Origin of the sequence: Aquimarina sp. RZ0 (genome assembly GCF_008370685.1) — a bacterium.
GTDB lineage: Bacteria > Bacteroidota > Bacteroidia > Flavobacteriales > Flavobacteriaceae > Aquimarina.
The window spans coordinates 17,152-29,704 of record NZ_VTZU01000078.1 but is presented as its reverse complement, the minus strand read 5'-3'; the positions used below and the strand labels follow the sequence as shown (position 1 = coordinate 29,704).

10 protein-coding genes are annotated in these 12,553 nt (G+C 35.1%); 2 read left to right on the top strand and 8 right to left on the bottom strand.

Annotation, left to right across the window (positions count from 1 at the left end):
* Positions 1-100: 100 nt before the first annotated feature.
* The 4 genes from F0000_RS22375 to F0000_RS22360 all read right to left on the bottom strand — a co-directional run bounded on the left by F0000_RS22375 (position 101) and on the right by F0000_RS22360 (position 5,885).
* Entirely contained in the window at positions 101-418 is a 318-nt protein-coding gene (locus tag F0000_RS22375; RefSeq protein WP_149626953.1) for a helix-turn-helix domain-containing protein, read from the bottom strand.
* 361 nt (positions 419-779) lie between these two features.
* Positions 780-2,648, bottom strand: coding sequence for an ABC-F family ATP-binding cassette domain-containing protein (locus F0000_RS22370; protein WP_149626950.1), 1,869 nt, complete (start codon positions 2,646-2,648; stop codon positions 780-782).
* A 475-nt stretch (positions 2,649-3,123) separates the two neighbouring features.
* Positions 3,124-4,704 carry an apolipoprotein N-acyltransferase gene (gene lnt / locus F0000_RS22365; RefSeq protein ID WP_149626949.1) on the bottom strand — a complete coding sequence of 527 codons (1,581 nt, stop codon included), beginning with the start codon at positions 4,702-4,704 and terminating at the stop codon, positions 3,124-3,126.
* Positions 4,705-4,796: 92 nt separating this feature from the next.
* On the bottom strand, positions 4,797-5,885 hold the full coding sequence (locus F0000_RS22360) for a PorV/PorQ family protein (protein ID WP_149626948.1): 1,089 nt from the start codon (positions 5,883-5,885) through the stop codon (positions 4,797-4,799).
* Positions 5,886-6,013: 128 nt separating this feature from the next.
* On the opposite strand from F0000_RS22360, the gene F0000_RS22355 reads away from it, so the two are divergent.
* Positions 6,014-6,772: a phosphatidylcholine/phosphatidylserine synthase gene (locus F0000_RS22355; RefSeq protein WP_149626947.1), complete on the top strand. Its 759-nt coding sequence runs from the start codon at positions 6,014-6,016 to the stop codon at positions 6,770-6,772.
* A 52-nt stretch (positions 6,773-6,824) separates the two neighbouring features.
* On the opposite strand, the gene lptB is transcribed toward F0000_RS22355, so the two are convergent.
* From lptB to F0000_RS22335, 4 genes are all read right to left on the bottom strand, one after another.
* Complete coding sequence (gene lptB, locus F0000_RS22350) at positions 6,825-7,565, bottom strand: LPS export ABC transporter ATP-binding protein (protein ID WP_149626946.1); 741 nt, start codon at positions 7,563-7,565, stop codon at positions 6,825-6,827.
* 72 nt (positions 7,566-7,637) lie between these two features.
* Positions 7,638-7,988 (bottom strand): carboxymuconolactone decarboxylase family protein, encoded by a 351-nt coding sequence (locus F0000_RS22345; protein WP_149626945.1) that lies wholly within the window; start codon positions 7,986-7,988, stop codon positions 7,638-7,640.
* Positions 7,988-8,830: a twin-arginine translocase subunit TatC gene (gene tatC, locus F0000_RS22340; RefSeq protein WP_149626944.1), complete on the bottom strand. Its 843-nt coding sequence runs from the start codon at positions 8,828-8,830 to the stop codon at positions 7,988-7,990. The genes F0000_RS22345 and tatC overlap by 1 nt, the downstream gene beginning before the upstream one ends.
* Positions 8,830-9,795 (bottom strand): SIS domain-containing protein, encoded by a 966-nt coding sequence (locus tag F0000_RS22335; protein ID WP_149626943.1) that lies wholly within the window; start codon positions 9,793-9,795, stop codon positions 8,830-8,832. The genes tatC and F0000_RS22335 overlap by 1 nt, the downstream gene beginning before the upstream one ends.
* Before the next feature lie 230 nt (positions 9,796-10,025).
* Here F0000_RS22335 and F0000_RS22330 point away from each other — a divergent pair, with 230 nt between their 5' ends.
* A complete protein-coding gene (locus F0000_RS22330; protein ID WP_188112228.1) occupies positions 10,026-12,230 on the top strand; it encodes an ATP-dependent DNA helicase RecQ in 2,205 nt (734 codons plus the stop codon).
* The last annotated feature ends 323 nt before the right edge of the window (positions 12,231-12,553 follow it).

The window sequence follows — 12,553 nt, the reverse complement described above, 5'->3', positions numbered from 1 at the left end:
TCTTGCCGCTCATAAATTGTTCAAGAGCTTTCTTCTCTAGTTCTTGTTGTTCTGTATTTGTCATCTTATCTGAATAATGTGTAAATTAAAAATTTAGTATTCAGACAAGGTTATATTTACACTCTCCTTTATGATATCCGATAGCCATATCAAGGAGGTCATATATTTTAGTTTTTTCTTCTTCGGTAAAGCTCTCAATATCTTTTATTTTTTGGAGTAGTTCTTTATCTATAACCGTATCATCACCACCTATAAGAAAATCAATAGTTACTCCAAGTTCATCAGCGATACTTTTAGCCGTATCAATAGAAGGTTTAATCTCGTTACGCTCATAACGACCAATAATCGGTGCAGAAGTACCAACCTTTTTAGCTAGTTCATCTTGTGACCATTTAAGTCTCTTTCTTATTGATAATATACGTTTTACTAAAACAAATAGCTACGTAATACTTGCAGAGTGAATCGTGCATCAATAATTGATATCACATTAGTTGAGGAGGAATCCTCACCAAAACAAATAGCTCTGCAAAGCTTGCGCAGTGAATCACACAGTAATAATTGGTATCATATTAGTTGCGGAGGAATTCTCATCAAAACAAGTAGCTCTGCAATACTTACGGAGTGAATCATGCACTAATAATTGGTATCACATCATTTGCGGATGTTCTCTTAGTTATAACAAGCCTTTCTGCAAATATCATAGTACTTCTACGTAGTTGAATGATACAGAGTGGTACGTAAGAATGCTATTTTTTTAGGCTCCTTGTTATTCTTTAGAATTATCCTTCCATTTTTTCAGAAAGTGCTAGCCAGCGCATTTCTTTTTCTTCAATACTATTGATGATTTTCTGGAGTTTTTGGGATTCTTCGTTGATTTTGTCTCCCTCTAGTGTGCCTGCTGCAAAAATGGTTTCAATTTCTTTTTTCTGGATTTCTAATTTCTTCAGATCTCGCTCAATACGGCTGTATTCTTTTTGTTCATTATAGGATAAGGCAGTCTTATTATCTTTTTTCCAGGATTTTTTAGCTTTTGGTTCTGGATTTTCTGTTTTTGGCTTTTCTGGTTCGCGGCTGTTTTCATAAATACGATAATCAGAGTAATTACCAGGAAAATCTTCGATCACTCCCTGTCCTCTGAACACAAATAAGTGGTCTACAATCTTATCCATAAAATAACGATCGTGAGAAACTACAATCAAGCATCCGGGAAAGTCTAACAGGAAATTTTCCAACACATTGAGAGTTACAATATCCAGGTCATTGGTAGGTTCATCCAGGATTAAGAAATTAGGATTCTGGATCAGGACGGTACATAGGTATAGGCGTTTTCGTTCCCCACCACTTAATTTTTCTACAAAATCATATTGTTTTTTGCGATCAAATAAGAAACGTTCTAATAGTTGTTGAGCAGAAATTTGTCTTCCTTTCTTAAGCGGGATATAATCTCCAAACTCCCGGATGACATCAATTACTTTCTGGCCTTCTTTAATTACAATTCCAGCCTGAGTGTAGTATCCGAATTTTACGGTATCTCCTACGATAATTTTACCCTGATCAGGGGGTAAAGCTCCGGTAAGCATATTGAGAAAGGTGGATTTTCCGGTACCATTTTTACCAATAACACCGATTCGTTCTCCTTTTTTAAACACATATTCATATTTATCCAGCAGCAGGAGGTCTCCAAAGCTTTTTGATACTTTATGGATTTCCAGGATTTTACTTCCCAGACGTTCCATATTAATTTCCAGTTGGATTTCGTGATCGTTTCTGCGTTGGTGTGCACGTTCTTTAATCTCATAAAAATCATCAATCCTGGATTTGGATTTTGTAGTACGCGCTTTGGGCTGGCGGCGCATCCAGTCCAGTTCTTTTTTGTAGAGCTGCTTGGCTTTATCGGTAGCAATTTCCTCATTCGCAATTCTTGCCTCTTTATTATTGAGGTAATAGGCATAATTTCCTTTGTAACTATATAATTTACCGTTTTCGAGCTCTACGATTTCATTGCATACGTTTTCCAGAAAATAGCGATCGTGCGTTACCATAAAGAGTGTAAAATTCTCTTTGGCAAAATATTCTTCCAGCCATTCAATCATTTCAAGATCAAGATGATTGGTAGGTTCATCAAGGTATAATAATTCTGGTTTACTAAGCAATATATTGGCAAGTGCAAGTCTTTTTTTTTGTCCTCCAGAAAGTTGACTTACTTTTTGATCCAGGTTTTCTAGTTTTAGCTTAAAAAGTACTTGTTTGTATTGTGTCTCAAAATCCCAGGCATTCAAAGCATCCATCTGCTCAAAAGCTTTCTGATACGCTTCTGCGTCATCAGGGTTCTGTAATGCTTTCTCATATGCATTAATTACCTGAAGGATTTCACTATCCGAAGCAAAAATCGTTTGTTCTACAGTAAGGCTTGCATCAAGATTAGGTTCTTGCGGTAGGAAGGCTACTTTTAGATTCTTCCTGTAGACTACTTGTCCGTCATCAGGTTCTTCATCACCCGCAATGATATTGAGCAGGGAGGTTTTACCAGTTCCATTTTTGGCAACAAAACCAATTTTCTGCCCTTCATTAATACCAAAAGATATATTTTTAAAGAGTATAAGCTCTCCAAAAGATTTAGCAATATTTTCTACAGATACGTAATTCACAAGTTTTTTTTAAGAAGGCAAAGGTACAAAGTTGATAAGTAACAAAGAACCTATGCTATTTATTTTATAGAAAATCGATATGTTATAATAATAGGTGAGTTATATCAATTCTTAGATGAACTCACTGTAAACAGAATCAAATTATTTTTTAATTCAGACGAGTAATACGATTTATAACTAAAAATTTCGCATATTCATCGTTTCTTTTTCCTTTCTACTTCGTTTAAAAAATAAACCGTAGCTATAGCTATGCTTGATTTTTTTGCCTTGCATAAAGAAAAAATAATTCAATGAATTTATACGAATTTTTTAATCACAAATCGTATAAGAGAATTCATAGATGGCAGTGCTATCAATGCTTTTTATTTTGATGTGTGAAACAAAAAGAAATGATTTTAGCAGATGATTTCATTTGAGAAATAGTAGTATACCAATGCTGATTTTTATTTGAGTATTTCTTAAATCGAACAAGGGGTTAGGCTTTATTTCGACGTTTTGTAACAGAAAAAAGAAATACAAAAATCATAAGAAAGATAGCAACTCTGGCGATATAATCCCCAGCTCTCATATAAAAAGTAATGGCATCATTGGTTTTTAAATTTCCTTTTAGAACACCTTTTTCTTCATACCCTAGTTTGGATACGATAGTCCCGGTTTGATTAATAATGGCAGAAATACCTGTATTAGCACTTCTGGCAATACTTCTGCGGGTCTCTATAGCTCTTATTTTGGCATAAGCCAGATGCTGTTGATGCCCTTGTGTGTTTCCCCACCAGGCATCATTGGTAATAATGGCAAGAAAATCGGCGTTGTTTTTTGCATAGCCGCTCACAAATTCTCCATATACACTCTCATAGCAAATTATAGGACCAACTCCTAAGCCATCTTTACTAAAAAAAACTTCGCGATCGGGTTGTGTAGTTTTTTTTGCTACAGTGCCACCTAGATCAATCATAGCATCACCTACAATTGGTTTAAAAATACTTTGATACGGAAAATTCTCTACACCTACCACCAATTTACTTTTATTGTATAGCTCGTGAGTACCATCTGACCGAACCAGAAAAGCGGAGTTATAGTCATCATAAAAAACACCGCTTTTATGATAATTGGTTTGCTGGCGAACTCTGGAGGAGTCTCTAAAAACATCAATTAAAGAAATCCCGGAAAGAAAATTGGCTTTGGGATAATTGGATAGGATGCTTTTTGCCGTATTTTTTGCAATAGAATTCGAGAATTTTTTTAATCTGTTATTGTCTGCAAATACGGTTTCTGGAGCGATAATAAAATCAGTATTTTCACTAATGCCAGAAGTAGTAAGAGTTGTCAGTAATTCTCCTACGCGGGTATCAGTAGTATTATATTTCTCTGTATATGGATTGATATTGGGTTGCAGAATGACAACTTCTACAGCTCGCCCGTCTTCTTCATATGTTTTGAGAATGATAAAAGAAATCACAATTGGGATCAGAATTATCAACCCATTGCGGATAGCAGCTTTGTATAAAATAGCTTTATCTTTATGTTCTAAAAAAAGAAGGACGCTTTTAAAAATACTGATATTAACGATCCATATCCATAAGGTTCCGCCAAAGGTGCCTGTATATTCATACCACTGTATCCAGGAAGTAAAATTAGCAAAGCCATTGCCCAGATTGAGCCATGGCCAGGAGAATTGCCACTGTAGATGTAAATATTCAAAACTCATCCAGATACACGCCAAAAAAAGTATACTTATTGTGAATGAAGCTCTGCGAGCCACTATGTGATAGATAAGAAATACCAGCGTCATTAACAGGCTATTCACAAGTTCTGCAAACCACATCCCAAAAGGAGTAGAGTTATAGATCCACCAGGTAGTGATCATATTCCAAATAAAGAAAGTGATGAATGCTAATCCAAAAATCTGGCTTTTATGATAATTATGATAACGGATTTTATGTTCTGCAACCAATAATGGAACAAAACCAAAGAATAAAAATAAAGGAAAGCCATATGTGGGCCAACCAATAGCAAGTAATAAGCCAGAAAGAATGGCAAAAAAGAGATACTTCATATAAGAATATGCTGTCTAAAGGACGAAAATAAACTTATTTCGTTACATAACAGAAAAACGAAAGCTAAAAAAATGTAATGATGTTGTGATGTTTATCTAAAAATACTCCAATCTACCTTTATAGAAAAAACATTAGAATAAATAGCAGCACTTTGATCTCCAATATCCGTTAAGGCATAATCTACTTGTATCCCCTTATAGTTAAAACCAACACCAAAATTGGGTTGAAATCCTAAAGAATCAGACCCGTCAAATTGTTCGATATTCTGAAAATTGCCAACACCACCTCTTAGGAACACACTCTTGGAATAATCCAATTGAAATCCAAAAGCAGGTGTAATACTAAAGGTTGAAGACGAAATAATATCATTGGTCTCTGCAAATCGAACATTCATATCTAATTCTGCATTGAGACCAAATTTTTTACCTAAGTCAAAATTTCTGGCAGCACCTACTTGTACTTTAGGAATTGTGATTTCTGTAGTCTCGGGTAATTCCTGATCTCTTAATTGTGGGATTTGATCTTCATCAGGTATTCCATCACCGTTTAGATCTCCTATGGCAAAATCTTCTATACTCCAGGCGTTGAAGGTAGTCGTTATATCACGTACCATAATTCCGAAATGCCAATTGTTACGTTGATATTGTATGGCTGCATCAAACCCAAATCCCCAGGAGGATGCAAAGTCTCCGATAATTCTACGAACAACCTTAGCGCTGGCACCATAGCTCAAACCGTCTATAGGTAATTTTCTGGAATATGAGAAGGTAAATGCATAATCCGCAGCAGAAAATAAATTCACTCTAGTATAGTCTATATTTCCATCGGCATCAACCAAACTTGTGGTATCAAGAATATCATCAACTCCAAAACGAATAAGAGACAGTGCAATGGCACTTTTTTCATCCAGAGGCATTGCAAAAGCTAAATAATCATAATTAGCAATATTAGCAAAATATGCTGCATGCATAAAAGATACTTCATTATCATCAATATTGATAAGACCGGCAGGATTCCAGTATCCAGAGTTGACATCTCCAGAGGTCGCTACTACAGCATTCGCCATACCCAGAGCACCGGCATCTACACCAATGTTTAGGAATTCATTAGAGTATTTTCTAGTCTGCGCCGAAGAAATCGTAGCAACTAAAAAAACTAAGGCGGATATAATTCTTTTCAATACAAGCAATTTTTTTGACAAATATCTTACTATTTTTCAACATGATAAACTTTATTTGCCAATTCATATTGCATAAGTTGTGTTAATAGACAAAAATAGTTTGCTATTTTTACGCAAAACGAACTTATATGTGGCTCAAAAAGCAAATTCCTAATATGATTACACTTCTTAATCTGCTTTGTGGGTGTATCGCAGTAATTCTTGCAGTACAAAACAATTTAGTTTTGGCAGCAATGTTTGTAATGCTAGGTATAGGATTTGATTTTTTTGACGGTTTTGCAGCCAGAATCCTTCTTGTACAAAGTGAACTCGGATTACAGTTGGATTCTCTGGCAGATATGGTTACCAGTGGATTGGTTCCTGGAGTTGTTATGTTTCAGTTATTAGCAAGAACTCAGAAGACCGTATCCAGGACTGTCTTTGACTCTTGGGGTTTTGATCAGAATTTAACCAGTATAGAGATGCCTTATATTGCATTTACAGGATTGCTAATTACACTGGCATCTGCATATCGATTGGCAAAATTTAATATAGATACTCGACAAACAACATCTTTTATTGGATTGCCCACTCCTGCTAATACCTTGTTGATTGTTAGTTTGCCATTAATTCTGAGTTTTCAATCTACAGAATGGATAGCTAATCTACTAGATAATCCATGGTTTTTGATTGTACTGACACTTTTAAGCAGCTATTTGCTAAATGCAGAAATTCCTTTATTTTCATTAAAATTTAAAAGCTGGGGATTTGCCGAAAATAAGGTGCGGTATTTTTTTATAATCCTAATGTTACTTTTACTTGTTTTTTTGCAGTTTATCGCAATACCCTGCATAATAATAGTATACGTTTTGATGTCATTGCTGTTTAGAGAAAGGTCTCCAAAGTAGATGAGTATTTACTTCTAAAAAACTAGATAAAAAATAAACAGTTGGATAACTTCTAAAAATCCAATTTCTTTTTTCTCAGTTCAAAATTTTGACCCAGATATACTTTACGTACCATTTCATCCTCTGCTAATTCTTCGGGGATACCTGCTTTAAGAATACTTCCTTCAAACATAAGATAGGTTCTGTCTGTAATGGCTAGTGTTTCCTGTACGTTATGATCAGTAATCAGAATACCGATATTTTTATTTTTAAGCTGTGCTACAATGCGCTGAATATCTTCTACAGCGACAGGATCTACACCTGCAAAGGGTTCATCCAGAAGAATAAAATTTGGATCCGTTGCCAGTGCCCGTGCAATTTCTGTACGACGACGTTCCCCACCACTTAGCAGATCTCCTCGATTTTTTCTGATATGCCCTAATCCAAACTCTTCGATCAGAGATTCCATTTTAAGTTCCTGTTCTTTTTTAGAAAGACTGGTTAGTTGTAGTACACTAAGAATATTGTCTTCGATACTAAGTTTCCTGAAAACAGAAGCTTCCTGAGCAAGATACCCAATACCATTCTGTGCTCGTTTATACATTGGGAATTTAGTTATATCGGTATTGTCTAAGGTGATTTTTCCGCCATTGGGTTTCACCAAACCAACTATCATATAAAATGAAGTAGTCTTACCAGCTCCATTAGGTCCTAAAAGCCCAACTATTTCTCCTTGGTTTACTTCCAGAGATATTCCTTTAACCACTTTTCGGCCTTTATAAGACTTTATAAGATTATCTGCTTTTAACTTCATATCAGAATGACTTCTTTATTTTTTAACCGTTGCTAAAATAAGCAGGTAAATTTACACTTATTCTTTTAAATTTTATGACGCGCTCGCTTCTAATGCATCCCAGAATTCATATGCACGACGCAGGTGAGGTATTACAATAGTTCCGCCTACTAAAGTTGCAATACTTAACGACTCTACAACTTCTTCTTTTGTAAGCCCTTCTTTATAGCAGGTTTCCAGATGATATTTTATACAATCATCACATCGTAAAACGGTACTTGCTACCAATCCTAATAACTCCTTGGTTTTAACGTTGAGAGCACCTTCCATGTAAGCGTTGGTGTCCAGATTAAAGATTCTTTTGATAATTTTATTATTGTCTTCTAAAATACGAGAGTTCATTTTCTCCCGATATTCATTAAATTCTTCAACGATAGCACTCATTATGATTGTTGTATTAAATTTTTGTTTTGTTTACGTTGTTTTCTGATCACTATTTTAGAAATAAAAATACTTACTTCGTATAAGATCAATATAGGTATGGCTACAATTACCTGACTGACAATATCTGGCGGAGTAATTACGGCAGATAAGATTAGAACGATTACTAATGCAAATTTCCTGTATTTTTTTAAAAACTGAGGCGTTACCAAGCCTACTTTGGTAAGAAAAAACATAATCACCGGAAGTTCAAAAATTAATCCGCAAGCAATTACAGAAGTTCTCACCAGAGCAATATAGTTATCAATGTCAAACTCATTCAACACTTCCGGACTTACCTGGTATCCTCCTAAAAAATTAATAGATAGCGGGGTAATCACGTAATAACCAAAAAGAACACCTAGAAAGAATAGAAAAGAGCAAATGATGATAAATCCTTTAGAATATTTTTTTTCATTATCGTACATGGCAGGGGCAATAAATTTCCAGAATTCATATAAGACATATGGGAAAGCTACAATAAAACCTGCAGTGATCGAAGTCCATATGTGAACAGAAAATTGCCCAGCAACTTTTCTGCTTTGTACACTAAAAGGTAATTCTTTAAAACAAAGGCTTTCATCTAGTCCGAAGAGTTTAGATAAGTTACATAAAGCCTTATAAGTAGGGAAGTTAGGTTTTTTAGGGCCAAAAATTAACACGTCAAATATGAATTCTTTTGCAACAAATGCGGCAATTGCTGTGACTAACACGGCAATGGTAGCTCTAATTAAGTGCCATCGTAACTCTTCCAGGTGATCCAGAAATGACATCGATTGTGGATCTTTATTAATATTGTTTTCCATTATAATATTCCTTCTCTCATTAGGTCATGAATATGTAGCAAACCAGCGTAGCTACCATTTTTCTCTGCCAGTAATTGAGATATCCCATATTCTTCCAGTCTTTCCATGGCATCGACAGCCATAGCAGCATTATCAATGGTTTTCGGGTTTTTGGTCATAATATCTTTTGCTGTCAAGCCCTCAAAAGAGGTATTGGTGGTGAGCATTCTACGCAAATCTCCATCAGTAATGATTCCAATTATTTTGTGATCTTCAGTGACTGCAGTTGCGCCAAGTCTCTTTTCGGTCATTTCGACGATCACAGTATTAATGGTTGCATCGGACGATACTTCGGGTTTTTCATTGGCAGCTGTAATATCATAGACACGAAGGTATAATTTTTTTCCCAGTGCTCCTCCGGGATGATATTTTGCAAAATCTCTGCTAGAAAAGCCTTTCAGGTGTAAAAGACAAACCGCAACCGCATCTCCTATTACCAGTTGAGCAGTAGTGCTTGTGGTTGGTGCCAGGTTATTAGGACAAGCTTCTTTTTCAACAAAAGCATTTAAGATATAATCTGCTTCTTTGCCCAGAAAAGAGTCTTTATTAGATGTAATACCAATTAAAGTATTGTTAAAATTTTTGATTAAAGGAACCAGCACCTTGATTTCAGGCGTATTTCCACTCTTAGAAATGCAAATAACAATATCATTTTCCAGGATGTTACCAAGGTCTCCATGAATGGCATCAGCTGCGTGCATGAAAACGGCAGGTGTTCCTGTAGAATTCATAGTAGCTACTATTTTTGAAGCAATAATAGCACTTTTGCCAACTCCGGTAATGATCACTCTACCACTAGAATTATGTATTGTATGTACGGCTTCAGCAAACTCCTGATCGATAAGTTGCTCTAGGTGAGCGATGGCTTTAGCCTCTTCTTTTATAGTTTTTTGGGCAAATGAAATGATAGTATCTCTGGTGTTCAAAATTTACGAAATTTGCGTGTTATGAGTAAAGATTTTATTATCTTTAATAGTACAAAGGTATGTAATACCTTATGAATATTAAATACCTTCAAAAAAAAGGATATTAATTTAGACTTTGTTTATCTTTGTAGGTCTAAAATATAATAGAAATAGTCCACTCGACTTGAATTGGGGTAAAGGTTGAGTGATAATGATTTTAATTTAATTGGTATATAAAAGTTAACAATTTAATGAGTTTGAAAGAAATCGACTTGCAGGGAGCTTTAAAAAAGTACTTTGGTTTTAGTCAATTTAGAGGGCTGCAGGAAAAGGTAATAAAAAGTATTCTTAATAAAGAGAATACTTTTGTAATAATGCCTACTGGAGGTGGTAAATCCCTATGCTACCAATTACCTGCGTTAATGTGTGAAGGAACAGCAATTGTAGTATCCCCATTGATAGCACTAATGAAAAATCAGGTTGATGCTATCCGCAGTATTTCTTCTGAAGAAGGAATAGCACATGTATTGAATTCTTCCCTTAATAAATCTGAGATTAAGAGGGTAAAAGGAGATATTATAAACGGAGTCACCAAATTATTATATGTAGCGCCAGAATCGCTTACAAAGGAAGAATATGTAGATTTTCTTAAAGAACAAAAAATCTCATTCCTTGCGGTAGATGAAGCTCATTGTATTAGTGAATGGGGGCACGATTTCAGGCCAGAATACAGAAACTTGAGAAGCATAATAAAAAGGATAGGCGAAGATATTCCTATCATTGGACTTACAGCTACTGCCACTCCAAAAGTTCAGGAAGATATTCTTAAGAACCTTGGTATGAGCAATGCTACGACCTTTAAGGCGTCTTTTAACCGTCCTAATTTGTTCTATGAGATACGTCCTAAAACTAAAAATGTCGATGCAGATATTATTCGTTTTGTAAAACAGAATGCCGGTAAAAGTGGTATTGTATATTGTTTAAGCAGAAAACGTGTAGAAGAGCTGGCACAGACACTGGAAGTAAATGGTGTGAGAGCTGTACCCTATCATGCAGGATTGGATGCTAAAACAAGGGCGAAACATCAAGATATGTTCTTAATGGAAGATGCAGAAGTGGTGGTTGCTACGATTGCTTTTGGAATGGGGATTGATAAACCGGATGTTCGTTTTGTAATTCATCATGATATTCCTAAAAGTATCGAAAGTTATTATCAGGAAACTGGTAGAGCCGGGCGCGATGGAGGAGAAGGTCATTGCTTAGCTTATTACGCGTATAAAGATATAGAGAAGCTAGAGAAGTTTATGAGTGGTAAACCTGTTGCTGAACAGGAAATCGGTCAAGCACTTCTACAAGAAGTGGTCGCTTTTGCCGAAACTTCAATTTCCAGGCGTAAATTTATATTACATTATTTCGGTGAAGACTTTGATAGTGTTCATGGAGAAGGTGCAGATATGGATGATAATGTACGTAATCCCAAGAAACAGCATGAGGCAAAAGAGGAGGTTAAATTATTACTTGAAGTTGTATGCAAGACCGGAGAGATATATAAGTCTAAAGACTTGGTTAATACGCTTATAGGTAAAAGTAATGCGCTTATTATTTCTCATAAGACTCATACGCAACCTTTTTTTGGTAGTGGTAAATATAAAGATGATAAGTATTGGATGGCTTTGATTCGGCAGGTGCTGGTTTCTGGATTTTTAAAGAAAGATATAGAGACATATGGAGTTATAAGAATTTCTCCTACAGGTAGAGAATTTATAGAGAATGCTGTCAGTTTTATGATGACAGAAGATCATATCTACAATGAGACCAATGATGATTCTATAATCACAGCCTCAAAATCAGGAGCAAAAGGAGGTACGGATAGTCAATTAGTTGGAATGCTTAAAGATTTAAGAAAAGGTGTTGCCAAAAAGTTAGGAGTTCCTCCATTTGTCGTTTTTCAGGACCCTTCTCTTGATGATATGGCTTTAAAATATCCTGTAACTATTGAAGAGCTGGGTAATGTTCATGGAGTGGGGGAAGGAAAAGCAAAAAAATACGGGAAAGAATTTGTTTCTCTTATTGCCAAATATGTAGAAGAGAATGATATTATGCGACCAGATGATTTTGTGGTAAAAAGCACTGGAGCGAATAGTGGTCTTAAATTGTATATTATCCAGAATGTAGATCGTAAATTACCATTAGATGATATTGCAGCGGCCAAAGGAATGGATATGACTGAGTTTATTAAAGAAATGGAAGCTATCGTGTATAGTGGAACCAAACTTAATATAACATACTGGGTTGATGATATTCTGGATGAAGACCAGCAAGAGGAAATTCATGAATATTTTCTAGAAGCAGAAAATGATAAAATAGATGATGCTATCGAAGAGTTTGATGGGGATTATGATGATGAAGAGCTACGACTATATCGTATTAAATTTATTAGTGATGTAGCTAATTAAGGCATATTACGATTGTAATTGATATCCTTTAGGTTTACACATGCGAATATAAAGATACAGTCATTATTTTTTCAATGATATGATGCTATCTGAGATATTGTTATCTTCAGAATATATATCTGTTGTAAGTTGTGATCATTTGATTTTTATCAGTCTGTCTGTTTTTTTTGATATTTTTTTAATAAAAAAATCGATTTGATTGCTGCTCTCGATGCGATCAAAATTTGTGTAAATCTTCAATGGCAATAAATTTAAAATTGAATAGAATATCTCTATCTATATCTATATGGTGTTAGGATAAAAACTCATATTAAAGAAGTTAT